Origin of the sequence: Pseudonocardia sediminis, from assembly GCF_004217185.1 — a bacterium.
Taxonomy (GTDB): Bacteria; Actinomycetota; Actinomycetes; order Mycobacteriales; family Pseudonocardiaceae; genus Pseudonocardia; species Pseudonocardia sediminis.
Genome location: NZ_SHKL01000001.1, coordinates 1,902,561 through 1,926,502, shown reverse-complemented (window position 1 = coordinate 1,926,502; position 23,942 = coordinate 1,902,561). Strand labels below are relative to the sequence as shown.

At 73.5% G+C, this 23,942-nt stretch carries 20 protein-coding genes and 2 riboswitches; of the genes, 9 read left to right on the top strand and 11 right to left on the bottom strand.

Annotation, left to right across the window (positions count from 1 at the left end; all coding sequences use genetic code 11):
- Nucleotides 1-24: 24 nt before the first annotated feature.
- Nucleotides 25-3,324 (bottom strand): SpoIIE family protein phosphatase, encoded by a 3,300-nt coding sequence (locus EV383_RS09085; protein ID WP_130289512.1) that lies wholly within the window; start codon nt 3,322-3,324, stop codon nt 25-27.
- Between the two features lie 205 nt (nt 3,325-3,529).
- Nucleotides 3,530-3,694 (bottom strand): hypothetical protein, encoded by a 165-nt coding sequence (locus EV383_RS31095; protein WP_165438283.1) that lies wholly within the window; start codon nt 3,692-3,694, stop codon nt 3,530-3,532.
- Between the two features lie 195 nt (nt 3,695-3,889).
- On the opposite strand from EV383_RS31095, the gene EV383_RS09080 reads away from it, so the two are divergent.
- Nucleotides 3,890-5,275, top strand: a complete 1,386-nt coding sequence (locus tag EV383_RS09080) for an HNH endonuclease signature motif containing protein (protein WP_130289511.1) — start codon at nt 3,890-3,892, stop codon at nt 5,273-5,275.
- A gap of 50 nt (nt 5,276-5,325) precedes the next feature.
- On the opposite strand, the gene EV383_RS09075 is transcribed toward EV383_RS09080, so the two are convergent.
- The 8 genes from EV383_RS09075 to EV383_RS09040 all read right to left on the bottom strand — a co-directional run bounded on the left by EV383_RS09075 (nt 5,326) and on the right by EV383_RS09040 (nt 15,060).
- On the bottom strand, nt 5,326-5,562 hold the full coding sequence (locus EV383_RS09075) for a hypothetical protein (RefSeq protein WP_130289510.1): 237 nt from the start codon (nt 5,560-5,562) through the stop codon (nt 5,326-5,328).
- 509 nt (nt 5,563-6,071) lie between these two features.
- Nucleotides 6,072-7,310: an LLM class flavin-dependent oxidoreductase gene (locus EV383_RS09070; RefSeq protein ID WP_130289509.1), complete on the bottom strand. Its 1,239-nt coding sequence runs from the start codon at nt 7,308-7,310 to the stop codon at nt 6,072-6,074.
- Nucleotides 7,307-9,019: a dipeptide ABC transporter ATP-binding protein gene (locus tag EV383_RS09065; protein ID WP_130289508.1), complete on the bottom strand. Its 1,713-nt coding sequence runs from the start codon at nt 9,017-9,019 to the stop codon at nt 7,307-7,309. Before EV383_RS09065 ends, EV383_RS09070 begins: the two co-directional genes overlap by 4 nt.
- Complete coding sequence (locus EV383_RS09060) at nt 9,016-9,834, bottom strand: ABC transporter permease (protein ID WP_207223769.1); 819 nt, start codon at nt 9,832-9,834, stop codon at nt 9,016-9,018. Before EV383_RS09060 ends, EV383_RS09065 begins: the two co-directional genes overlap by 4 nt.
- Before the next feature lie 101 nt (nt 9,835-9,935).
- Nucleotides 9,936-10,877, bottom strand: a complete 942-nt coding sequence (locus tag EV383_RS09055; RefSeq protein ID WP_130289507.1) for an ABC transporter permease — start codon at nt 10,875-10,877, stop codon at nt 9,936-9,938.
- A gap of 3 nt (nt 10,878-10,880) precedes the next feature.
- A complete protein-coding gene (locus tag EV383_RS09050) occupies nt 10,881-12,479 on the bottom strand; it encodes an ABC transporter substrate-binding protein (protein ID WP_130289506.1) in 1,599 nt (532 codons plus the stop codon).
- Entirely contained in the window at nt 12,476-13,852 is a 1,377-nt protein-coding gene (locus tag EV383_RS09045) for an NtaA/DmoA family FMN-dependent monooxygenase (RefSeq protein WP_130289505.1), read from the bottom strand. Before EV383_RS09045 ends, EV383_RS09050 begins: the two co-directional genes overlap by 4 nt.
- The gene (locus EV383_RS09040; protein ID WP_130289504.1) at nt 13,849-15,060 is read right to left on the bottom strand and encodes an LLM class flavin-dependent oxidoreductase; all 1,212 of its coding nucleotides are present in this window, start codon (nt 15,058-15,060) and stop codon (nt 13,849-13,851) included. Before EV383_RS09040 ends, EV383_RS09045 begins: the two co-directional genes overlap by 4 nt.
- Nucleotides 15,061-15,245: 185 nt before the next feature.
- Nucleotides 15,246-15,341: riboswitch (SAM riboswitch) on the bottom strand.
- A gap of 140 nt (nt 15,342-15,481) precedes the next feature.
- Nucleotides 15,482-15,596, top strand: a riboswitch (SAM riboswitch).
- Nucleotides 15,597-15,638: 42 nt separating this feature from the next.
- Here EV383_RS09040 and EV383_RS09030 point away from each other — a divergent pair.
- From EV383_RS09030 to EV383_RS09005, 6 genes are all read left to right on the top strand, one after another.
- A complete protein-coding gene (locus EV383_RS09030) occupies nt 15,639-17,015 on the top strand; it encodes an aminotransferase class V-fold PLP-dependent enzyme (protein ID WP_130289502.1) in 1,377 nt (458 codons plus the stop codon).
- Between the two features lie 231 nt (nt 17,016-17,246).
- Complete coding sequence (locus EV383_RS09025) at nt 17,247-18,155, top strand: TauD/TfdA dioxygenase family protein (RefSeq protein WP_130289501.1); 909 nt, start codon at nt 17,247-17,249, stop codon at nt 18,153-18,155.
- Between the two features lie 9 nt (nt 18,156-18,164).
- Complete coding sequence (locus EV383_RS09020) at nt 18,165-19,106, top strand: glycine betaine ABC transporter substrate-binding protein (protein ID WP_130289500.1); 942 nt, start codon at nt 18,165-18,167, stop codon at nt 19,104-19,106.
- Nucleotides 19,103-20,419: a quaternary amine ABC transporter ATP-binding protein gene (locus EV383_RS09015; RefSeq protein WP_278044820.1), complete on the top strand. Its 1,317-nt coding sequence runs from the start codon at nt 19,103-19,105 to the stop codon at nt 20,417-20,419. The genes EV383_RS09020 and EV383_RS09015 overlap by 4 nt, the downstream gene beginning before the upstream one ends.
- The gene (locus EV383_RS09010; protein WP_130289499.1) at nt 20,419-21,354 is read left to right on the top strand and encodes an ABC transporter permease; all 936 of its coding nucleotides are present in this window, start codon (nt 20,419-20,421) and stop codon (nt 21,352-21,354) included. Before EV383_RS09015 ends, EV383_RS09010 begins: the two co-directional genes overlap by 1 nt.
- Nucleotides 21,351-21,590, top strand: coding sequence for an OsmC family protein (locus tag EV383_RS09005; RefSeq protein WP_130289498.1), 240 nt, complete (start codon nt 21,351-21,353; stop codon nt 21,588-21,590). Before EV383_RS09010 ends, EV383_RS09005 begins: the two co-directional genes overlap by 4 nt.
- A 236-nt stretch (nt 21,591-21,826) precedes the next feature.
- On the opposite strand, the gene EV383_RS09000 is transcribed toward EV383_RS09005, so the two are convergent.
- The gene (locus tag EV383_RS09000; protein WP_130289497.1) at nt 21,827-22,696 is read right to left on the bottom strand and encodes a DUF559 domain-containing protein; all 870 of its coding nucleotides are present in this window, start codon (nt 22,694-22,696) and stop codon (nt 21,827-21,829) included.
- A gap of 273 nt (nt 22,697-22,969) precedes the next feature.
- Here EV383_RS09000 and EV383_RS32590 point away from each other — a divergent pair, with 273 nt between their 5' ends.
- Both EV383_RS32590 and EV383_RS08995 read left to right on the top strand, forming a co-directional pair.
- Entirely contained in the window at nt 22,970-23,098 is a 129-nt protein-coding gene (locus EV383_RS32590) for a hypothetical protein (RefSeq protein ID WP_278044819.1), read from the top strand.
- A 296-nt stretch (nt 23,099-23,394) separates the two neighbouring features.
- Nucleotides 23,395-23,883 carry an OsmC family protein gene (locus tag EV383_RS08995; RefSeq protein WP_130289496.1) on the top strand — a complete coding sequence of 163 codons (489 nt, stop codon included), beginning with the start codon at nt 23,395-23,397 and terminating at the stop codon, nt 23,881-23,883.
- The last annotated feature ends 59 nt before the right edge of the window (nt 23,884-23,942 follow it).

Genomic DNA, 23,942 nt, shown 5'->3' with positions numbered 1-23,942 from the left:
CAGTCGTCGGTCCGGTCCGCATGCTCATCGCGGGGCCCCGCCAAACACGGACGTCTCCGGGACTTCCCGGCACGGCTCGGGCTCACACGTTCCCGGCAGGACGTGGCGGTAGGCCAGGACGGCGACGTCGTCGTCGTGGCCGTCGGCGATCAACGCCTCGCCCAGGGCGTCGACGACGCCGGCGACGGGCCGGTGCCGGTGGGCGACGACCGTCGCGACGGCGCGGTCGATCCCGGCGTCGACGTCCTCCCCCCGGCGCTCGACGAGGCCGTCGGTGTAGAGCAGCAGGGTGGCCCCGGCTTCCAGCGACGTGACGGCCTCCGGCCGGTGCACGCCCTCGATCACCGCCAGCGGCACGGCGAGGGCGTCGTCGAGGAACCCGTGCGTCCCGTCGGCCGCGACGACGATCGCGGGCAGGTGCCCGGCGCTGGAGTAGCGCACGGTCCCCGACGACGGGTCGACGACCGCGCAGAACACCGTGCTGCACTTCGCCCCGTCGGTCAGGGACGCGAAGGCGTCCAGCGTGGTCAGCACCTCGCCGGGTCCGCGACCCTCCAGCAACAGGGCACGTCCGGCGCTGCGCAGCTGGCCCATGACGGCGGCGGCCCCGAGCCCGCGGCCGACGACGTCGCCGACGACGACTCCCAGCCGCCCGCCGGGCAGGCCGACCACGTCGTACCAGTCACCGCCGACCTCGAGGGTCCCCGCGGCCGGCTCGTAGCGCGCGGAGAACCCGTCCGGGAGCCGGATCGGACCCAGGATCGAGCGCTGCAGGGTCAGCGCGACCGTCGTCTGCTCGCGCAGCAGGCGGTCGCGTTCGACCACCGACGCCAGGGTCTCCACCATCTGGGACAGCACGGCGTCGTCGGCCGCGGTGAAGCACCGCCCCTCCGGTGCGGCGGCGCGCAGCTCGCCGATCACGACACCGGAACCGGACACGACGGGGAAGGTCCGCGGGGCGCACTCCGAGCCCCGCCCCGCGCTGCCGCGGTGCTCGTCCGACACCGACTCGACGGCGGCGCCCGCCTCGTCACGGAGCTCCACGACGACCCGCCGCGCCCCGGACAGGCGACGCGACGTGTCCGCGACCAGGGCGACGGCCGCCTCGGCGGTGGGTGCGTCGTAGGCCTCGACCGTGGCCTCCGCGAGGCTCCGCAGGCGTTCGGACTCCCCGGCCCGGGCGCGGGCCAGCGCCAGGTTCGTCCGCACCCGCGCCAGCAGCTCCGTTGCCGAGAACGGCTTCGCGAGGTAGTCGTCGGCACCGGCGTCGAGCCCCTCGACGGCCGCGTCGTCACCGGCCCGGGCCGAGAGCAGGATGACCGGCACCGTCGCCGTCGCGGGGTCGGCGCGCAGCGCGGACAGCAGGTCGAGGCCGTCGAGGCGGGGCATGACGACGTCAGCCAGGACCAGATCGGGCACCTCGGCCCGGACGTGCTCCAGGGCGGCGACGCCGTCGGGCACCGCGACCACCTCGTAGTGCGGTGCGAGCAGACCGGCGAGGTAGAGGCGCATGTCGTGGTTGTCGTCGGCGACGAGCACCGTCGGGCGCTCGGTCCCGGTCACCCGGTGGGCGCCGCCGTCCCGCTCCGCGGAGGGGGTGGCGGGGTCGCGCCCGGGGTCCTCGTCCGAGAGCGGCGTCCACTGCAGGGCCTCGTCGAGGAACCGGCCCACTGAACGTGGCCGGGCCGTGCGCGCCGGAGCCACGACCGCGTCGACCGGGACCCGCACCGTGAACGTGCTGCCCTCCCCCGGCTCGCTCGTGACGTCCGCGGCGCCGCCGTGCAGCGCCGCGAGCTCGGAGACCAGGGCGAGCCCGATCCCGCTGCCCTCGGCGGACCGGCCACCCGTCCCGCGCACCCGGTGGAACCGGCGGAACAGGTGCGGCAGCTCGTCGGCCGGGATGCCGATCCCGCTGTCGTCGACGCGCAGCTCCAGGACGCCGTCGGTGCGGGTGAGACGGACCGTCACGCCGCCGGCCACGGTGAACTTCACCGCGTTCGACAGCAGGTTCAGGACGATCTTCTCCCACATGTCCGGGTCCAGGCGCACCGCTCCGACGTCCGGGCTGTCGACGACCAGCCCCAGCCCCGCGCGGTGCACCGCCGGGGCGAAGGAACCGGCGACGTCCCGGGTCAGCTCCCCGGGGTCGACCACCGCCAGGTCCGGGGTCAGCCCGCCGTCCTCGATCCGGGCGAAGTCGAGCAGCGTGTCGACCAGACGGCTCAGCCGGCCGGTGTTGCGGTGCACCAGCTCCAGCCGCTGGCGGTGCGTCGGCGTCAGCGGCTCGCCGGTGTCGGCCAGGCTGTCCGCGGCGGGCCCGGCGATCAGCGCGAGCGGGGTGCGGAGCTCGTGGCTGACGCCGGTGAAGAAGTCGGTCCGGGCCCGTTCGAGGTCGGCCATCTGCTGCATCCGCCGCCGCTGGGCCTCGTAGGCCTCGGCGTCGGAGATCGCGGACGCGACCTGCCCGGCGACCAGGTCCAGGAACGAGCGGTAGGCGTCGTCGAGGAGCAGGTGCGGGCTCACGCCCAGGACGACGGTCCCGATCGGGTCGGGCCCGGACGCACCCAGCGGCAGCACGACCGCGTCCGGCCCGGCCGGCGTGTCGATGTCGGCGGCGAGGTGGGACGGCAGCGCCTCCCGCTCGTCGCCGAAACTCGCCGCCAGCGTCGCCCCGCCGGCCTCGTCGCGCAGGTAGATCGCCCCGAAGGGCAGGTCGGCGCGGAACAGGGCGAGGACGTCGGCGACCGAGTCGCACACCGGGCGTGCGCCACCGATCCGGGCCGCGGGGATCCGCGCGAGATCCTGCAGGGCCGCGAGCCGCCGGGCGGAGAGCACCTGTGCGGTGGTCTCGGTGGCCGTGTCGACGACGCCGCCGACGCTGCCGTCGGCGCGTAGGACCGGGTGGTAGCAGAACGTGAAGTAGGCCTCCTCCTCGAACCCGTTCCGTTGCATCATCAGCTGCAGGTTCTCGTGGTAGACGACCTCACCGCGTTCGACGACCGCGTCCACCATGTCCGCGATCACCGGCCACACGTCCGACCAGACCTCCGAGAGCGGACGCCCGAGCGCGGCCGGGTGCTTGTCCCCCAGCATCTGCGCGTAGGCGTCGTTGTAGATCATCGTCAGTTCCGGGCCCCAGACGAGCAGCATCCCGAAGCGGGAGTTCAGGCACAGCCCGGCCGTCGCCCGCAGGTCGGCGGGCCACTGCTCGGGCGGGCCCAGCGGGCCCGACGCCCAGTCGCAGGCCGCCATCAGCGCGTCCATCTCGCTGCCGGGCAGCCGGACCCTCAGGTCCGGCGGCAGCGTCGCGGCGCGTGCGGTCACCGGGCTGTCCACCACCCCACACCGTCCGTCCCGCTCGCGCGCCCCGAGTCACCACGTCGTTAGGGCCGACGCGGAGACGACCCCCTCATGAAACCGGGTCGGCCGCGCGACCGCCATCACCACCCATCTAACCGAAACGGGTGTGTCACAGGGGATCGTCCCCGTCACGACCACTTCAGCCTCCACCCACGGCCGGACGGCGCCGTCATCGGTCCCGCCGGAGCGCGGCGGACAGCTGATGACCGCTCCCGCCGCCGGGCACGAACTCGTCGTGCTCGTTCGTCGGGCCGGCCGCCGGGTGCACGGTCGGCGCGCGTGGCCGGGCCCCGTACTCCGGTGTGTCGGCGTCGGCGCGACGACGCTCGGACACGGCGTCGTGACCTCTGCGGACGAGCCGTTCGTGATCGTCCTGCACTCGGCGGCCCCGGAGTGCAGGGGCCGGTCGACGACCATCCCTCCGTCGCCCGAGCGCCGTGCCGACGGATCGGGGAGCGGGTGCGCCGAGTGGCCTCTGAGCTGCGACGACAGTCCTTGATACGAACATGCGTTCGAGTACGATGGAGGCATGTCCACCGGCCGGGTCGCCGCAGCGCACGACCGCCTCATCGAGGCCGTCGAAGAACTCCGCGCCGCCACCCTGGGCGCGAGTGACACCGAACAGATCACCGTCCTGATCGCCTGCGAGGCCGCCCGCCGGCGCCTCGACCACCTCTCCGTCGAGGTCCTCGCGAGTGCCGAGCGGCGCGACGTGTTCACCTCCCGCGGCTACAAGACCAGCTCCGCCGCCCTCGCCGACCTCCTCGGCTGGGAGCGGTTCGAGGCCCGCCGGCACGTGATGGCCGCGGAGAACGTGGTCGGCAAGACCGCCCTGGACGGCGCTCAGCTGCCGCCGCGTCTGCCCGCCACCGCGGAGGTGTTCGACGCCGGGCGAACGAGCCTGCGCCATGTCGAGGTCGTGGCGAAGGTCCTCGCGACCCGCGCCGCCGAGCGGCTCACCCCCGAGGTGTGGGCCGCTGCGGAAGTTCAGATCGGCGCGAAGACCTCCGAATACACGCCGAACGAGCTGCAGGTGTGGGCGACTGCCCTGGTCGAGAAGCTCGATCAAGACGGCCCGGAGCCCGACGACGACCGGCCGGAGCCCGAGGTCAACGAGTTGCGGATCGTCCGTCACCGGAACCGGCCCGGCGGCAAGATCACCGGGCGTTTCGACGACGCTGCCATGTTCGACACCATCGCCGCGGTGATCGACGCCAAGTCCAAGCCCACCTCCTCGGACGAGACCCGCGAGCCCGCTCAACGCCAGGCCGAGGCCCTGGCCGAGGTGTGCGCGTTCGCCCTGGCTCACGGGCCCGCAGGGCTGGTGCCCGAGACCGGTGGGCGTCGCCCGCAGATCTCGGTGATCATCGCGCTGGAGGACCTGGAGAAGCGCGCGAAGACCGGGATGCTCGACTTCGGCGGACGCACCTCCACAGAAACCCTGCGAATGATGGCCTGCGACTCGGCTGTCATCCCCATCGTGTTCGACGGGAAGGGTCAGCCCCTCGACGTCGGACGCGCCACCCGCACCATCCCCGACGGTCTCCGCCGCGCGGTCATCGCCCGCGACCGCGGCTGCGCCCACCCCGGATGCGACCGGCCGCCGTCATGGTGCGAGGTCCACCACGTCATCCCGTGGGAAGAACACGGCGACACGAAGATCGACAACCTGGTCATGCTCTGCCGGCAACACCATCGGCTGATCCACCATCCCGGATGGGACGTCCGCATCCGGGATGGACTACCCGAGTTCCTCCCACCGGCATGGATCGACCCCACCCGAACCCCACGACGGCGGCCGGCACCGATGATCGACATCCCGGCACCGCGACGCGACACACCACCTGGCGAGGTGACCCAATCCGGCGTGCGCATCGCGAACCTCGACGGCCTGTTCAGCACGCCTGCGGTCTGAACGCGCTCGATGGACGGCGGCAGACCGGCGGGAGGGCCGTGCCCGGCCGCCTACTCGGTCGCGGCGTCGCGCTCCACCGACGGCTCGTCACCGGGACCTCGCGGCGCGTCAGGATCGGGCCGTTCCTGCAGGGAGGGGATCTCGTCCGAGGGCAGCGGCGGCACCTCCGCCTCGGCGAGATCCGGGATCTCGTCGTCCGGCAGCTCCAGTGTGGTGCGCTGAGGCGGAAGAGGTGGGAGTTCCTCGTCCGGCTCCGGGTGCGGTGTCGCGTTCGCCTGAACTGCCATGGTGGCCTCCGCACGTCGTCTGCTCGTGCCGGGAGGGTACCGGTGGACCTCCGGTGGTGACGTCGTCACGACGGTGCACGGCCCTCCGGAAAGGCCGGACCGTCCGGGCCGTGGAGCCGCTACCGGTCCCGACCGATCCGACGGCGCCGGACTCCCCGGACGACCACGACGTCCGCGAGGCCTGGGGCACCTCCACCTCGCCCGACGATCCGGTCGAGGACCGCCGCGACGAAAATGCCTCACGAGACGTGCTTGTTCGTGAAGCATTGTCCGGAGAGAGGGGTCCGGCACGAGACGGAAGCCCGGTACGCGGCAACCGGCGGTCGAGACGGCCACCGGCGGAGGCGATCCGGCGATCCATCCCTGTCGGGTCCGTCTCGGCTGTGGAGAGACGGCTCCAGCCGCGGGCGCGACCGGAGCGACGGCGCGCGGCGCGGCACCGTACGGCACGGCACGTGGACCGGCGGGCGCCGTCGTGAGGGTCCGGAGCGGGACGTCCGGACCCGCGCTCAGCCGTGGGCGTGGGCGTCGATCACCGGAGACCCGTCGGCGGGCGGCCCGGTAGGCGCCCCGGCGGGCGCCCCTGCCGGTGCACCCGTGGCGGAGCGGGCGGCCCACTCGCGGGCCAGGAGCTCGTGGCTGCGGATCCGGTCGGAGTGCTCGGTCGTGATCGTGGTGATCAGGAGCTCGTCGGCGCCGGTCGCGCGGGCGAGGGTCTCCAGCTGGTCGGCGACGGTGGCGGGTGAGCCGACGAACTGGGTGCTGATCCGGTCGGCGACCCCCGCCCGCTCGGCGTCGGACCACTCACGGGCCCTCGCCTCCGACGGCGTGACGTACGGGCGTGCGCCGCGGCCGGTGCGGATGTCGAGCACCCACTGGCCGTAGGGGGCGGCGAGCTCCCGGGCGGTGTCGTCGTCCGGTGCGACGACGACGTCGGCGGAGATCAACACGTGCGGGCGCGGCACGCGGCCCGGGCGGAACGCGGCGCGGTAGGCCGCGACCGCGTCCAGGACGGCGTGCGGCACCGTGTGGTAGCTCGCGGCGAACGGCAGTCCCAGCTCGCCGGCGACGTTCGCGCTGGTCCCCGGGCTGGAGCCGAGCACGACGAACTCGACGTCGGCGCCCTCGGCCGGCAGGACGTGCAGCGGCTGCCCGTCCGGGCGCACCGCCGTGCCGTCGAAGTAGGACAGCACGTCGACGACCTGCTCGCGGTAGTCCGGCGGCGGGTCCTCGGCGTGGAAACCGAGCAGCGCACCGAGCGCGCCGAACAGGGAGAGGTCACCGGCGACACGGCCGGGCGAGGGCACCAGCAGCCCGTCGACCACCCGCGGGGCCGGGGTCTGCGGCGGCGGTCCGCCCCCGTCGGACGCGGCGGCGGCCCGGCCCTTCTCGATCAGGCGCAGGATCTTGTGCAGGTCGAACCGGCCGAGGCCGATGTCGACCCGTCCGGGGTGCACGGCGGCGACCGTGCCGAACTGCTCGGCGACCTGCAGCGGTCGCGTGTTCGGCATCTGCACCGCGCCGGACCCGACCCGGATCCGCTCGGTCGCGGCGGCGATCAGACCGACCAGCACGGGCGTCGACGACGACGCGACGCCGGTGTTCAGGTGGTGCTCGGCCACCCAGAACCGTTGGTAGCCGGACCGCTCCGCGGCGCGGGCGAGATCGATCGAGTTCCGCAGGGCGTCGCCCGGGGTGCCGCCGGCGGGCACCGGCGAGAGGTCCAGGACCGACAGCGGGATCGTCATCCGCCCACCACCTCCGACACCGCCGCCGTCGACACCGCCGCCCTCGACACCGCCGCCCTCGACACCGAGTGACCCCGACCGGCGATCGCGGCCAGCAGGTCGCGCGTGTACTCCTCGCGGGGGGCGTCGAACAGCTCTTCGGTGGGCCGCAGCTCGAGAAGCCTGCCGTCACGCATGACCCCGACGCGGTGCGCGATCCGCCGGACGACGGCCAGGTCGTGCGAGATGAACAGGTAGCTCAGCCCGCCCTGCGCCTGCAGCTCCCCGAGCAACGCCAGCACCTGGGCCTGCACCGACACGTCGAGCGCGGAGACCGGCTCGTCGCAGACCACGAGGTCCGGGGACAGGGCCAGCGCGCGGGCGATCGCGATCCGCTGGCGCTGCCCGCCGGAGAGCTCCACCGGCCGGCGTTGCAACACCGAGGACGGCAGCGCGACCCGCCCGACCAGCTCCGCGGCCCGTTCCCGCTGCTCGGCGTCCGAGCCGACACCGAACGCCTGCAGCGGCTCGGTGATCACCTGCTCGACGGTGAAGCGCGGGTCCAGCGAGGCGTACGGGTTCTGGTAGATCAGCTGCGCACGGCGGCGCAGCCTCCGCCAGGCGTCGCCCTTGACGCGGGTGATGTCGTCGCCGTCGAAGATCACCTCGCCGGAGGTGGGGTCGGCCAGGCGCAGCAGCAGCCGCGCGGTGGTCGACTTGCCCGACCCGGACTCCCCGACCAGCGCCAGGGTCTCCCCGCGCCCGATCGTGAACGAGACGTCGTCGACGGCGCGCAGCGTCGCGCGCCGCCCGGCGGCCCGGGGCAGGCGGAAGTCCTTGACCAGGTTCCGCACCTCGGCGATCGGCCCCGAGGGCGAGTCCGCGTCCGGTTCCTTCGGCGGTGGGGGCGGGACGGCCGCGGTCGCGGACAGTCCGGGCGCGGCCCCGATCAGGGCGCGGGTGTACGGGTCGCGGGCGCGGTGCAGGATCTCGTCGACCGGCCCCTGCTCCACGATGCGCCCGCCGGACATGACGACGATCCGGTCGGCTCGGTCGGCGGCGACGGCGAGGTCGTGGGTGATCAGCAGCAGCGCGCTGCCGGTCTCGGCGCGCAGGGCGTCGAGGTGGTCGAGGATGCGGCGCTGCACGGTGGCGTCGAGGGCGCTGGTGGGCTCGTCGGCGATCAGCAGGCCGGGGTCGGCGGCGATCGCGACGGCGATCAGCACGCGTTGCCGCATGCCGCCGGAGAGCTCGTGCGGGTACTGCCCGGCGCGTGTCGCCGGCTCCGGGAGCCCGGCGCGTTCGAGCAGCTCGACGGCCTTGATCCGCGCGCCGCGCCGGTCCGCGAGCCCGTGCACGCGCAGCGCCTCGGCGACCTGGGCGCCGATCTTCTGCACCGGGTTCAGCGAGACCGTCGGATCCTGCGGGATCAGCCCGACCTTCCGGCCGCGGACCGTCCGCAGCGCCTTCTCGGACAGGCCGGTGAGCTCGTCGCCGGCGAGCCGGATCGTCCCGGCGCCGACGGCACCGTTCACCGGCAGCAGACCGACGACGGCCTGGGCCAGCGTCGACTTGCCCGACCCCGACTCCCCCACCACGGCGACGACCTCGCCGGGCGCCACCTCCAGGTCGATCCCGCGCAGGGCGTGGATTCGCCCGCCGGTGGCCCGATAGGTCACCTCCAGGTCACTGACCTGCAGTATCGCCGTCGCGTTCTTCGGGGCACTCATGCCGACCTCGCCCACTCCCCGTCCAGGGCCCGGGAGATCCGGTTCACCGACAGCACGGTGGCCGCGATCACGAACCCGGGAATCGCGCACAGCCACCACGCTCCTGCCAGGTAGTTGCGGCCCTCGGCCACCAGCGAGCCCCATTCCGGGGTCGGCAGCGGCGCGCCGTAGCCGAGGAAGCTCAGCGACGACACGGCCAGGATCGCCAGGCCGAACTCCAGCACGGCCAGCACCAGGACCGGCCCGGCGGCGTTGGGCAGCACGTGCCGCCGCAGCGTCACGTACCAGCGGGTGCCGACCGAGCGGGCCGCCTCGACGTAGGTGGAGCGCCGGATCCGCAACGTCTCCGCGCGCATCACCCGGGCGAAGTTCGCGACGCTCGCGATGCCCACCGCGATCGCCACGTTGATCGTGCCGAAGCCGAGCGCGGTGATCAGCGCCAGCGACAGCAGGATCGCCGGGATGGCCAGCAGCACGTCGACGAACCGCATCAGCGTCTCGTCCACCCAGCGCCCGACGAACCCGGCCAGCAGGCCGATCAGACCGCCGACGACGAGCGCGACGGCGACCGCGATCACGGTGGCCTGCAACGACAGCGACGCGCCGTGCACGACCCGGGTCCAGACGTCCCGACCCAGGTAGTCGGTGCCGAGCAGGTGTCCGGCGGTGCCCGGGGGCAGCAGCTTGTCGCCGGGGACGCCGATCGTCGGGTCACCGGGGGCGAGCACCGACGGCGCGAACGCCGCGACCAGCACCAGCACCACGTACACGGCCGAGGCGACGAGCCCGGGACGGACGCGCAGGAACCGGCCCAGCCGGGCCGCCCGCTCGCGCGGGGTGGCCGGGACGGGCACGGCGACCGTCGTCCCGGGGGTGGTCCCGTCCGGCGGCGAGGTCTCACGAACCAAGAGTTCGGTCACAGTGCAGCTCCGGTCGCGATACGCGGGTCGAGCACGGGATAGATCAGGTCGACGGCGAGGTTGACCAGCACGAAGACGAACGCGGCGAACACGACGATGCCCTGCACGACCGGGATGTCCTGCACCCCGACCGAGGACACGGTCAACCGACCCAGGCCGGGACGGGTGAACACGGTCTCCACCACGACCGAGCCGGCGAGCAGGTTCCCGACGACGTAGCCGAACACCGTCAGCGCCGGGATCACGGCGTTGCCCAGGGCGTGCCGCAGGTGGACGCCGGCCTCACCGACGCCCTTGGCCCGCGCCGTCGTCACGTAGGGCTCGTCGAGGGCCTGGCTCATGGACTTGGCCAGCACCTGCGCGATCAGCGCGCCGGTGGGCAGGCCGAGGGTGATCGCCGGCAGCACCAGCGCCTCCGGCCCGCGGGCACCGACCGAGGGCAGCAGCCCCAGCCGGAACGAGAACAGCTGCACCAGCATCAGCCCGACCCAGAACACCGGCAGCGACACCGCCAGCGACGGCAGACCCATCAGGACCTGCCGCAGCCAGCGCGACCGGGTGTAGGTCGCGGTCAGTGCGACGGCGGAGCCGAACACGATCGCGACCAGCAGCCCGCACAGCGACATCTGCAGCGTCGACGGCAGCGCCTCGCCGATCGCCGAGCTCACGTCCTGCCCGGTCGCGAACGACCGGCCGAAGTCGCCCTGCAGCGCCGCCCAGAGCTTCGTCCCGTACTGCACGATCAGCGGCTGGTCGAGCCCGTACCGGGCGCGCAGCGCGTCCAGCTCGGCCGGGCTGACCGGCTCACCGTCCCCGCCGGCCGCCATGGTCGCGACGGGGTCGCCGGGCAGCAGGTAGAGCACCACGAACGACACCGTGTACGCCGCCCACAGGACGCCGACGGCGAGCGCGACGCGCCGCAGGAGATAGACCGCCATGGGTTACTCCGACTTCCAGGTGTCGTGGAGCTGGATCCGCGACGACGCGTCGAACGCCACGTCGTGCGCGGCCGGACCGACGCCGAGCGTCGTGGTCAGCTCGACCACCGGGACGTTGAGGCGCTGGGTGATCATCGACTTCTGCGCCTGGTCCACCAGTGCCGTGCGCTGCGCCGGGTCGGTGGCCGCGGCCTGACCGGTGAGCAGGGCGTCCAGCGGGCCGGGCTTCACCCGGTAGAAGTTCGTGCCCCCGGTCCAGTACTGGCTGCGCAGGATGTCCGGGTCGGCGCGGGTCAGGTTGCCCCAGAACGCCGTGAAGTCACCGCTCTGCTGGACCACCGGCGCGTCGGAGATCTGGATCTCCTTGAGCTGGGCGTCGATCCCGACGGCGCGCAGCTGCTGCTGGATCAGCTCCAGCGCGGGCTTCACGGTCGAGAGGTTGTTCGCGAACGTGATCGGCACGGTGAGCCTCTGCCCGTTCTTCACCCGGATCCCGTCCGGCCCGGCCCGCCATCCGGCGGCGTCGAGCACGGTGCCGGCGCGGGCGGCGTCGAACCCGAGCAGCGCGCTGTTGTCCACGTACTCCGGCGTGCTGGAGGCCAGGACGCTGGTTGCGGGCTTGGTCTGGGACGTGAACACCGCGCTCACGACCTCGGGCCGGTTGATCCCGAGCGAGACGGCCTCGCGCACCGCCGGGTCGCTGCCGAGCGGGCTCGCCTGGTTGAACGCGATCCCGAACGGCAGGCCGGGGTTGGCCCGGGCGGGCAGGTCGACCCCGGCCCCGCTCAACGGCGCCTCGTCCTGCGGGCCGATGCTCGCGATCGCGTCGACCTCACCGGACTGCAGGCTGCCGGTGCGCACGCCGGACTCGGGCACGACGCGGAACTCGGCCCGGTCGAGGTAGGCCTCGCCGGGGTGGGTGAACAGCGACGAGCCCCAGTCGTACCCGGCACGCTTGGTCAGGACCGTGGAGTCGTTCTTGGTGTAGCTCTCCAGCACGAACGGGCCGGACCCGATGACGCCGGTGCAGCGCTCGTCGTCGGTCTTCGCGACGCTCGACGGCGCCAGGATCCCGAGGCTGTACGTGGACGTGGCCTGCAGGAACTGCACGTTGGGCTGGGCGAACCGGACGGTGAACGTCGTCGGGCTCGTCACCGTGGTGCCCTGGTAGCCGGAGAGGTAGCCCTTGGGCAGGCTCCCCCGGGCCCCGATCTTCGGCACCCGGTCGAGGTTGGCCTTGACCGCGTTCGCGTCGAGCGTCGTCCCGTCGCTGAACGTGACGCCCGGGCGCAGCGTGAAGTCGTAGGACGTGGCGTCGGCGTTGACCTTCCAGCTGGTGGCCAGCCAGGGCTTGATGTCACCGGTGGCCGGGTCCTGGTCGGTCAGCGAGTCGACGATCTGGCGGACCGAGTAGACGGAGTCGTTGCTGGTCACCTGCTGCGGGTCGGCGCATCCCTGGTCGCTGGAGACGGCGAACGTCAGCGTCCCGCCGGGACGGGGCGGGCCCGCGTCGGCGCCCGCGCCCCCGCTGCCCGAGCCGCACGCGGACAGCGTCAGCGCGGCGGTCGTGGCGAGGGCCGCGACGGCGCATCCCCGCTTCACGACGCCACCGACGAGTCGTGCCGGCGAGGCTCGCCGAACCGCGCGGGTGGAGCGAGGCCGAGGTTGTCGCGCAGCGTGGCGCCGGCGTACTCCGAGCGGAACACCCCGCGGTCGACGAGCCGCGGCACGACCCGGTCGACGAACTCGTCGAGCCCGGACGGGCTCACGTGCGAGCCGACGATGAAGCCGTCGGTGGCCCCGTCGCGGACGTAGCGGTCGATCTCGTCGGCCACCGACTCCGGCGTCCCGACGAACACGGCGCGATCGAACACGTGCTTGACCACCTCTCGCAGGCTCAGGTTCTTCTCCCGGCCCAGCTCGCGCCAGGCGGCCGCGGTGGCGTGTGCGTCCTGGGTCAGCGGAGCACGCCCGCGGATCCACTTGGGCGCGTCCGGGGTGGGGTCGAGGTCGGGCACCGGGCCGTCCGGGTCGACGCGGGACAGGTCGCGGTTCCAGACCATCTCGGCCAGGACGATCGCGGTCTGCGGGTCCACCTGGCGGTGGTGGATCTCGGCGTGGCGGTCCCGGGCCTCGTCGAGGGTGTCGCCGAGGACGACCGCGGCCGACGGGAGGATCTTCACCTCGTCGGGGTTGCGGCCGGCCTTCGCGACGCGGGACTTGACGTCGTCGTAGAACGCCTTGGCCTCGTCGAACTTCTGGTAGCGGGAGAAGATCGCGTCCGAGTGCGCGGCGGCGAAGTCCCGGCCGGACGGCGACTCCCCGGCCTGCAGGATCACCGGGTGCCCCTGCGGGCTGCGCGGGGTGGTGAACCGGCCGGAGACGTCGAACTGCTCGCCGGAGAACGCGAAGTCCCCGACGTCGCCGTCGCGCAGGAACCGGGCGGCGTCCTTGTCGGCGACGACCGCGTCGGAACCCCAGGAGTCCCACAGCCGGCGGACGAGCTCGAGCGTCTCGCGGGCCCGGGAGTAGCGCTGGTGGTGCCCGAGGAACCCGCCGCGCCGGAAGTTCTCGCCGGTGTCGGCGTCCGAGCTGGTCACGACGTTCCAGGCGGCGCGGCCGCCGGAGAGCAGGTCCAGCGTCGCGAACTTGCGCGCCAGCTCGTAGGGCTCGTTGTAGGTGGAGTTGATCGTCCCGGCCAGGCCGATGTGCGAGGTGATCGCGGCCAGCGAGGCGAGCACGGTGAACGTGTCCGGACGCCCGACGACGTCCTGGTCGAAGATCGCGCCCCCGCGGTCGCGCAGGCGCAGGCCCTCGGCGAGGAACAGCAGGTCCAGCTTGCCGCGCTCGGCGGTGCGGGCCCAGTGCGCGAACGAGGCGAAGTCGATGTGGCTCCCGGAGGCGGGGTCGCTCCAGACGGTGTCGTGGTTCACGCCGGGGAAGTACGCCCCGAGGATGATCTGCTTGCGGGTCATGCGGTGCTCCCGGCGGTGGCGTAGCGACTGGCCGGGCGGGAGAGCCCGAACCGCTCGCGCAGGGTGGTGTCGTCGTAGGCGGTGCGGAACGCGCCGCGGCGCTGCAGCTCGGGGACGAGCGCGTCGGCGATTGCGTTCAGGTCGTCGGGGAGGACGCCCGGGCGCAGGCGGAAGCCGTCGAGGCCGGCCTCGTGCCAGGCGACCAGCAGGTCGGCCAGGTCGGACGGGGTGGTGGCGAGGATCGCGGCGTCGGAGCGCAGCGGGTCGCGGGCGTCGAGGCGGGCCAGGCGCTCCTGCGCCGCGGCCTGCGTGTGGTCGAGCAGGACCACCAGGTCGCCGAGGATCCGCAGCGGCTCCCCCTCTCGTCCGACCGCCGCTTCCGCGGCGCGCACGTCACCGATCACCGACGCGACGTCGTCCACGTCCTGCGGGGTCACGAACACGACGTCGGCGGAGCGGGCGGCGAGGCGGTAGGGCACCTCGCGGTGCGCGAGCACGGTGACCAGCGGATGCCCCTGCGGCGGGCGCGGGGTGATCGCGGGCCCGCGGACGTCGAAGTGGTCCCCGGAGAAGTCGATGTAGTGCAGCTTGTCCCGGTCGACGAAGCGGTTGGTGGCGTCGTCGCGGATCTCCGCGTCGTCCTCCCAGCTGTCCCAGAGCCGGCGCGCGACCTCGACGGCGTCCGCGGCCTCGTCGAAGAGCTCCTGCACGACCCGGGCGGTCTCCGGGGTGTCCAGGTGCTCGCGGCGGACGCCGGGCAGGGCGCGACGCCCGAGGTGGCGCGCCTCGTCGGCGCGGGCCGAGACCTGCACCCGCCACCCGGCGCGGCCGAGGCTGTCGTGGTCGAGCGTGGCGAGCGCGTTCGCGACGTGGAACGGCTCGGTGTGCGTCGTGGTGACGGTGGGGACGAGTCCGATCCTGCTGGTCAGGGGCGCGAGCAGGGCCGCGACGAGATGCGCGTCGAGCCGCCCGCGCACCTGGTCGGTGCGCCGGTCGGACTCCGCGAGGTGATCGGTCGACTGCAGTCCGAACCCGTCCTCGATCGTGATCAGGTCGAGCAGGCCGCGCTCGGCGATCGCCGCGAGGTCGGCCCAGTAACGGGCGGTGAACAGCTCACCGGGGCGGGCGTCGGCCTCGCGCCAGGCGGCGGGGTGCCATCCGGCGTCGCTCAGCGCGACGGCGAGACGAAGGTGGTCCGAAGTGGACATGGGTGGTGACCGCTTCCTGCGGCGCGCGGGGCGCCGCCTACTGCGGGTGGTGGGGCCGGTCCGGGGCGGTCAGGCCGGACAGGCCGCGCTGGTGACGCGCAGGAGATCCACGTGACGACGGCAGCGCCCGTGGAAGGAGGCGCGGTCGACGGACGGCACGCGCACCGCGTTTCCGTTCATCGATCCCCCCATCGGTCCCGGCGTGAGCACCCGCACCCGCGGGATGCGGGGGGTTGCTGCGGCGTCGACGAGCCAGGTCTCTCGGCCGCTCTGGATGGTGCGCACCCGTGATCGGGTACTGACACGACTCTAGGTAGCCACTCCCGTCGCCTGTCAACACTTCCGATGAAGAACGTGATGCGCGACGCCCCGGCCCCACGCACTTGACATCGGCGATCACGCGCTCGTAACTTCACCGCCAGGTCATGAGCGCCAGCGTCAAGCCCCGGCTCGCTGGCCGGCAACCCTCCTCCGCGGTGGGGTGCTCCGGGTGAGGACCGGGCCGGCGCGACACCCGCGTGCGGCAAGCGCGGACCCGTCGGCACGTCTGAGGGTCCTGATCGACCCGAGGAACCGCCATGTCCCACGCCCTTGCCACCGCCCCCGCCGCGACCGCCGTGGACCTTCCCTCCGTCGTCGGAGCCGACCTGCAGGTCCCGCTCGTCGACGGCCGCTGCGTGCGCTACGCCAACCTCGACGTCGCCGCGAGCGCGCCCGCCCTGCAGGCCGTCGCCGACGAGGTGAACGCCCTGCTTCCCTGGTACGCGAGCGTCCACCGCGGCGCCGGCTACGCCTCCCAGGTGTGCACCCGCGTGCTGGAGGCGGCCCGGACGACCGTCGCGGAGTTCGTCGGCGCCCGCCCGGGCGACGTCACGGTGTTCACCCGCCACACCACGGACTCGTTGAACCTGCTCGCCTCCTGCGTCCCCGGCCCGGTGCTGACCCTCGACGTGGAGCACCACGCGAACCTGCTGCCCTGGCAGTCCCGGCCCGGTTCGCGGGTGATCGCGGCCCGCGCCGGCGTCGACGCGACGCTCGCCGCCGTCGACGACGCGCTGGCCCGCGGCTCCTTCGCGCTGCTCGCCGTCACCGGTGCCTCCAACGTCACCGGCGAGACGCTCCCGATCGCGCAGGTCGTCGACATCGCCCACGCCTACGGCACCCGCGTCGTCGTCGACGCCGCGCAGACCGCACCGCACCGCCGCATCGACCTCGCCGCCTGGGGCGCGGACTACGTGGCCCTGTCCGGGCACAAGCTCTACGCGCCCTACGGCACGGGCGCCCTCGTCGGGCGCCGGGACTGGCTCGACGAGGCCGCGCCGCACCTGGCCGGCGGCGGTGCCGTCGCCCACGTCGGCATCCACGGGACGACCGCCGAGGCCGCGTGGGCGCCCGCTCCGCACCGGCACGAGGCCGGCACCCCGAACGTCCTCGGCGCCGCCGCGCTCGCGGCGGCCTGCCGGACCCTCGCACCCCTGCTGGACGAGGTCGCCCCCGCCCACGAACGCGCCCTGCTCACCCGCCTCACCGACGGGCTCGACGCGATCGACGGCGTCACGTCGCTGCGCATCTGGAACGACTCCCCGGACCGGGTGGCGGTCGCGAGCTTCGTCGTCGACGGCGTCCCGGCCGGGCTGGTCGCGGCGTACCTGTCGGCCGAGCACGGGATCGGGGTCCGGGACGGCCGCTTCTGCGCGCACCCGCTGCTGGCCCGGCTCGCCGACGGCGGGGACGGGGCCGGCGACGGGAACGCCGTGCGCGCCAGCCTCGGCCTGGGCAGCACCGCCGAGGACGTCGACCGTCTCCTCTCCGCCCTGACCGCGCTCGTCGCCGAGGGGCCCCGCTGGGACTACGCCGTCGTCGACGGCCGGTGGGCGCCGACCCCGGACCCGCGCGACGCCGACCCGCTCGGCCTGGCCGGTCCGGTGGGTACGCAACGCTGCGGCGCAGCGTGATCGACCCCACGAGGGTTGACTCACAGCGCTCGCCTGCACAGGATCAACGGATGCCCGGCGCCCGGAACCTGACGTGCCGTCGTCACGTCGACCTCATGAGGACCGCGGGCTACACCTGTCGTTGACGCCCGCCGTCCGGATCCTGCCGACGGCGACCCCTCCCCCGTCCGATCCCGCGGGAGTCGTGTGTCCGACCCGGGTCACGTCTGCCCGCACGTCCGAGGAGCCTCCATGTCCAGCGCCACCCTGTCCGCTTCCGGTCCGCGAACCGGCTCGCTCGACCTGGAGCCGCTCGGCCCCGGCTTCGGCGCGCTCGTGCACGGCCTCGACCTGGCCACCGCCGACGACACGGTCGTCGCCGACGTGCGTGCCGCGCTCACGGCGCACAAGGTGCTGTTCTTCCGCGGCCAGACCCTCGACCCGGACGCGCAGGTGCGCCTGGGCAACCGGCTCGGGGAGCTGACGGCGTCGCATCCGGTCGTCCCCGGCATCGACGACGCGCACACCGAGATCTACGCCCTCGACAGCGCCGACGACGGCTTCTCCGACGTCTGGCACACCGACGTCACGTTCATGAAGCGCCCGCCGCTGGGCTCGATCCTGCGCGCGGTCACGTTGCCGCCCTCGGGGGGCGACACGAACTGGGCCGACCTGGAGCTCGCCTACGCCTCGCTCTCCCCCGCCGTGCAACGCCTGGCCGACGAGCTCTCCGCCGAGCACGACGGCTTCCGCGACTTCGGCGAGCGCCTCCTGCAGCGCCAGCAGGGCCAGGGCAGCGAGTGGGAGGGCGAGACGGTCACCATGCTGGAGCCGGTCGTGCACCCCGTGGTCCGGGTGCACCCGGAGACCGGCCGCAAGTCGCTGTTCGTGAACCCGGGCTTCACCACCCGCATCGTCGGGGTGTCGGACGCGGAGAGCCGGTACCTGCTGGACCTGTTCTACGCCCACCTCACCAAGCCCGAACACATCGTCCGGCACCGGTGGGCCGAGGGCGACGTCGCGATGTGGGACAACCGCTCGACGGCGCACTACGCGAACCGCGACTACGGCGACGCGCGGCGCGTGATGCACCGCGTAACGCTGCGCGGGGACGGTCCCCTCGGCGTCGAGGTGCTGCGCACCACCGACTTCGGACAGTAGGTTCACCCGATGAAACCACCCCTCCGCACCGTGCGCCTGGTCCTCGCGCTGGTGCTGGCCGTCGCGACGCTGGCCGCGTGCGGCGCGTCCGGCGCGAACGACAGCGTCACCGTCCGGGCCGCACAGTTCCCGTGGAGCGCGGCGAAGCTGACCAACGCCATCCTCGCCGAGGTCGTCGCCGGCCACCCCGGGCTCGGAGTGGGCGAGTTCAAGACCATCCAGGTGGGCCCGGCGACGGCGTGGGCCGGGGCCCAGCGCGGCGACGTCGACCTGCTCTCCGAGGTCGCTATGCCGAACCAGAAGAAGCTCGCGGCCAAGGCCGCGGAGAAGATCGAGATGGTCCACCAGACCTACGGCGGCGCCGAGCAGGGCTGGTACGTGCCGACCTACGCGACGGCGCCGGGCCAGCCGCTGGCCGGCCTGAAGAGCGTCACCCAGCTCAACGACTACGCGGCGGCGCTGGACGGCAAGCTGATCGACTCCGACCCCAGCTTCCTGACCACCGAGCAGAACACGAAGCGTCTCGCCGGCTACAAGCTCAACCTGGAGCAGGTGTCGTCCAGCGAGGCCGCGCAGCTCGCCGAGCTGCGCCGGGCCTACGAGCGGCGCTCGCCGATCCTGGTCTACCTCTACCACCCGCACTACGTGTTCGAAGAGTTCGAGATGACCAAGCTCGACGAACCGACGCCGGCGAAGGACGGCTGCTTCGACACCGGTGACGGCGCCTGCGCCATGCCGGACTACGCGGCCTGGACCGCCGCCAGCAAGGAACTCCAGACATCGGCCCCGCGGTTCGTCTCGATGCTGCAGCGCTTCGAGCTGCCGGTGCCCGACGTCGAGCAGATGTTGAAGCGGGTCGACCTGGACAACGAGGACGTCGAGGAGGTGGCCCGCGACTACGTCGCCCGCCACCCCGAGCTCGTCCGCAAGTGGGTAGGGGCAGCGGCATGAGCACGGTCGACGAGAAGACGGCGACGAACGGGTCGTCGGGCGCCGTGAGGGCGCAGGCCCAGGGTGAGGCGCAGACCCCGATGATCCGGGTCGACCACCTGACGAAGGTGTTCGGCTCCGGGTCCGGCGCCGACGAGGCCGTCAAGCTGGCCGGTGAGGGGGTCGGCCGCAAGGAGATCCAGTCCCGCACCGGCGCGACGCTGGCCGTGAGCGACGTGTCGTTCGACATCGCGCCCGGCGAGCTGTTCGTGATCATGGGCCTCTCCGGGTCCGGCAAGTCCACGCTGGTCCGGCTGCTCAACCGGTTGATCGAGCCCACCTCGGGAACGATCGACGTGGACGGCCGCGACCTCGGCTCGCTCGGCGACGCCGACCTGCGCACGCTGCGCAACGAGCGCATGAGCATGGTGTTCCAGCACTTCGCCCTGCTCCCGCACCGCACCGTCGCGCAGAACGCCGAGTACGGGCTGCAGATCCGCGGGGTCGGCGCCGCCGAACGCCGCAGGACCGCGCAGTGGGCGCTGGAGCAGGTCGGCCTCGGTGACCGTGCCGACGCCTACCCCGGCCAGCTCTCCGGCGGCATGCAGCAGCGCGTCGGGCTGGCCCGCGCGCTGGCCAGCGACACCGACGTCCTGCTGATGGACGAGCCGTACTCCGCGCTGGACCCGTTGATCCGCCGCGACATGCAGAAGCTGCTGGTCCGGCTGCAGCGCGAGCTGCGCAAGACGATCGTGTTCATCACCCACGACCTCAACGAGGCGATGCTCCTCGGCGACCGGATCCTGCTGCTCAAGGACGGCCGCCTGGTCCAGGTCGGCACCGGCCCGGAGATCCTGGCCTCGCCCGCCGACGACTACGTCGCCGAGTTCGTCTCCGACGTCGACCGCAGCCGCGTGCTGACGGCCACCGACGTCATCCGCGAGCCGCGGATCACCGTGACGCTCGACGAGAAGCCCGCCGACGTGCTCGTCCGGCTCGGCAAGGCCGAGGCGACCGGCGCCTACGTCGTCGACGACGAGCATCGGATCCTCGGCGTGGTCCGCGACGACTGGCTGGGCCACGCGGCGAGCACCGGGGTCACGAGCATCGACCGCTCCGCGCTGGTCGAGGAGTACCGCACGACCGAGCCGGACCGTCCGCTGATCGACCTGCTGCACGCGGTCGGGCGCAACCCCGTGCCGCTCGCGGTCGTCGACGACGGTCGCCTGACCGGCGTCGTCCCGCGCGGCGCCGTCCTCGCCGCGCTGTCCACGCACTCCGACGCCAAGGACGCCCTGTCCGCGTCCACCCACGACCGGAACGGGAACGGCTGATGCCCAGGTTCGAGCTCGGAAGCTACGTCGAGGCGTTCGTCCTCTGGCTGCTGCAGGTCGCCGGTGGCCTGCTCGACGGCATCGGTGCCGTCGTCACCGTCGTCGTGGACGGCCTCACCGCCGTGTTCACCGGCCCGCCGTGGTGGGTGTGGCTGGTGATCCTGGTCGTGGTCGCGCTGCTCGTGCGCGGCGCGGGGTTCGCCGTGTTCACCCTCGTCGGGTTCGCGCTGGTCTCCTCGTTCGACCTGTGGCAGGAGACCATGGAGACCCTGGGCCTGGTGCTGGTCGCGGCGCTGATCGCGACCGCGATCGGTGTGCCGCTGGGCATCTGGGCGGCGCGGAGCAAGGCCGTCGGCACCGCGCTGCGGCCGCTGCTGGACCTGATGCAGACCACGCCGGTGTTCGTCTACCTGATCCCGGCGGTGTTCTTCTTCGGCATCGGCGTGGTCCCCGGCGTCGTCGCGACGACGATCTTCTCCATCCCGCCGGCGGTGCGCCTGACCGAGCTGGGCATCCGCGGCGTCGACCCGGAGGTGGTGGAGGCCGCGCACGCGTTCGGTGCGCACCCCCGCCAGATCCTGCGCGAGGTGCAGCTGCCTATGGCGCTGCCGTCGATCATGGCCGGCATCAACCAGGTGATCATGCTGGCGCTGTCGATGGTCGTCGTCGCCGGGCTGGCCGGGGCCGAGGGCCTCGGGTCGGTCGTGGTGAGCGCGGTGACCAACCTCGACATCGCGGGCGGGTTCGAGGGCGGCCTCGCCGTCGTCATCGTGGCGATCTTCCTCGACCGCTTCACCTCGGCCCTGGCCGACCGCCCGGACTCGAGCCTGCTCTCGAAGCTGCGCAAGCGCCGGGGTGCCGCCGCCCCGGCCGCCGCGCCCACCGAGGCTCCGGCGCGCTCCACCGACACCGCCGCGGTGCCGGTCGCGGGATGAGCACCGGCGGTCCCCTCCTCGTGCGGGGCGCCACACCCTCGCCGTCGACGAACCCCGGCCTCGACGACGGCGTCCACCCCGTCTTCGGCGAGGTCCGTGTCGAGGTGACCCCGGACGGCCCGGCCCCGGCCGAGAGGTGCCGGCAGCTCCACGCCGCGGTCGACGAGCACTGCCCGGTGCTCGACCTGTTCCGCAACACCACCCCGGTCACCACCGAGCTGGCCGTCTCCGGCTGAGCCGGACCCGGTCGGCGGCGCGCCGCCCGTTCCGCGCACGACGGGCCCGCCCCGCCCCGGTGATCAGCGGTTCGGATGCGATGGGCGACATCCCCGTCGCAGATCACGGCCGAAGCTCTGATCACCCCGGTGAGGGTCGGGCCGGTTCGGGCCCACGGTCCCGGTGATCGGCGCTCCGGCGGTGATTCACGACATCCCCGTCGCGGATCACCGCCGAGGATCTGATCACCCGGAGTTCACGCCGCCCGGGCGAGCGCGTCCCGTACGCGGGACACGGTCTCGGCCGGCTCGTCCATCACGTCGTGCCAGGTGAAGCGCAGCAGGACCCAACCCGCTGCCATGAGGTCGTTGCCCTTGCGACGGTCGGCCCGGAACCGGGCGGTGTCGGTGTGCCAGGCCCAGCCGTCGACCTCCACGGCGAGCCGGGCGTCGGGGAAGGCCAGGTCGATCTGCCGGTCGCCGAACGGGTGGCCGAGGACGAAGCCGGTGATCCCCGCCCGCCGGAGCAGGTCCGCCAACCGGCGCTCGATCGCGGAGTCCGCCCGATCGGCCGCCGCCACCAGCAGCATCCCGGCCCGGCGCATGCCGTGGGCGCCCGCCGACCGGCAGTACGCACGGTGCAGACCGTCGATGCCGACGCGCCTGCGCTGCAACGCCCGGTCGAGGAACGCCGGCCCGTCCGCGATCACCGCCGCGGTCTCCAGAACCGTCAGGTCGATGCCGGTGAGGCCGATCCCGTCGCACCGGACCCGGTCCTCGGGTGCGATGTCCCGGCGCCGTAACCGGACACCGGGCGTCGCGACCCGGGTGGCCCTCCGCGGAACGGTCAGCCCGACCCGTGGCGGCGCATGGTCGAGCAGACCGTGCCAGAACGCCGCCGCGGTCCCGCTGACCAGGGACGCCGGACCTCCCCACAACCACGCCGCCCGGACCAGGGCCCGGTCGGTCAGCGGGTGCCCGCCGGCCAGGGACACCCCGGGCAGCAGGTCCATCCACTCCCCCGCGGCCACCCGTCGCTGCAGCGTCCGCACCGACACCCCGCACTCCCGGGCCTGGGACCGGGCGATCACGCCGTCCTGACGCAGGAGCAGCTTCTCGATCGACACCGCCGGATCGTGGCCCCTGGTGTGTCCGCAGCGGGCCGGATCGGCGCGAACCGTTCGCGAACGACCACGTGATCAGCGGATCGGCGGCGATCGACGACACAGCTGTCGCGTATCGCGTCCGAGCCGCCGATCATGGCGGCGCCCACCCGTGCCCGTCCGCACGCCGGACCGGCGGGTCGGCCGTGCGGAGCACTCTGTCCGGACATCGGAGCTCCCCTCCCGACGGCTGGACGCGCCCTTGCCCGACCCGTCGTCACGTGATCGGCTGAGGTGGTGACGACGAGTCCGAGGCGGTACCTGCCGCCCGACCCGCACGGGCGGGTCACCGCGACCCCGGGGGACCGTCTGACCCGGCGTCGTCACGTCGACCTGGTCCGGATCGCCGGCTACGTCTGTCGCTGACCCGGTCCACCGCCCCCGGACGCCCGTCCGCGCGGCACCCGGGCCGGCCGCGAGTCCGCCCCGCCGTCCCACGGCACGGCTCGACCGAGCCGTCCCCGGCTGTCCGATGCAGCCGAGATCATCGGCGAACCGGACCCCTCGACCCACCCGCCCGGTTCGGAGCCACCGCGGGCCGGGTTCACCCCCGGACCCGGACGAGCGGCACACCACCCACGTGGTGACGTCCGAAGGCTCCACGTCCGGGGACCCACCCCTGTTCGTCCACCGTGACCGTCCGTCCCGAGAGGTAGATCATCATGGCCATCCGGCCCAAGGAGTCCGTCGTCCCGTTCGTCGTGCACGGCGAGGGCACCGGCGTCGCCCAGAAGCTCACCGCTGCCGGCGACGCCGGGCACGTCTTCCACGCCGACGCCTTCCCGGCGTTCGGCGGCGCGGACGCTGCACCCAGCCCGCTGTTCTACGCCCTCGGCTCGCTGACCTCGTGCAACCAGGTCACCGCCGCGCTCGTGGCGAAGGACCTCGGCATCACGCTCGGCGCCTGGACGTTCGACATCCAGGGTGACCTCGACACCGCCGTCCTCGTGGGCGGCGCCGACGGGAACGCGAACTTCGACCGCGTCGAGGTCCGCGCGACCGTCGAGACCGACGCCGACGAGGCGCAGTTCGAGCGGTTCGTCTCCGAGACCGCGCGCCGCTGCCCGGTGACGCAGCTCTTCCAGCGCAGCGGCCTGGAGTTCGTCAACGACTGGACCCGCGTCCCGCTGACGGCGGACGCCTCCGCCTGACCCGCGACCCCACGGCCGGTGGGCCGCGCCGCCCGCACGGGCGGGCGCGGTCCCCCGGC

Coding starts and splice junctions, on each gene's coding strand:
- EV383_RS09080 (WP_130289511.1), top strand. CDS start 3,890: ATGTCCACCGGCCGGGTCGCCGCAGCGCACGACCGCCTCATCGAGGCC.
- EV383_RS09075 (WP_130289510.1), bottom strand. CDS start 5,562: ATGGCAGTTCAGGCGAACGCGACACCGCACCCGGAGCCGGACGAGGAA.
- EV383_RS09070 (WP_130289509.1), bottom strand. CDS start 7,310: ATGACGATCCCGCTGTCGGTCCTGGACCTCTCGCCGGTGCCCGCCGGC.
- EV383_RS09065 (WP_130289508.1), bottom strand. CDS start 9,019: ATGAGTGCCCCGAAGAACGCGACGGCGATACTGCAGGTCAGTGACCTG.
- EV383_RS09055 (WP_130289507.1), bottom strand. CDS start 10,877: ATGGCGGTCTATCTCCTGCGGCGCGTCGCGCTCGCCGTCGGCGTCCTG.
- EV383_RS09045 (WP_130289505.1), bottom strand. CDS start 13,852: ATGACCCGCAAGCAGATCATCCTCGGGGCGTACTTCCCCGGCGTGAAC.
- EV383_RS09040 (WP_130289504.1), bottom strand. CDS start 15,060: ATGTCCACTTCGGACCACCTTCGTCTCGCCGTCGCGCTGAGCGACGCC.
- EV383_RS09030 (WP_130289502.1), top strand. CDS start 15,639: ATGTCCCACGCCCTTGCCACCGCCCCCGCCGCGACCGCCGTGGACCTT.
- EV383_RS09025 (WP_130289501.1), top strand. CDS start 17,247: ATGTCCAGCGCCACCCTGTCCGCTTCCGGTCCGCGAACCGGCTCGCTC.
- EV383_RS09020 (WP_130289500.1), top strand. CDS start 18,165: ATGAAACCACCCCTCCGCACCGTGCGCCTGGTCCTCGCGCTGGTGCTG.
- EV383_RS09015 (WP_278044820.1), top strand. CDS start 19,103: ATGAGCACGGTCGACGAGAAGACGGCGACGAACGGGTCGTCGGGCGCC.
- EV383_RS09010 (WP_130289499.1), top strand. CDS start 20,419: ATGCCCAGGTTCGAGCTCGGAAGCTACGTCGAGGCGTTCGTCCTCTGG.
- EV383_RS09005 (WP_130289498.1), top strand. CDS start 21,351: ATGAGCACCGGCGGTCCCCTCCTCGTGCGGGGCGCCACACCCTCGCCG.
- EV383_RS08995 (WP_130289496.1), top strand. CDS start 23,395: ATGGCCATCCGGCCCAAGGAGTCCGTCGTCCCGTTCGTCGTGCACGGC.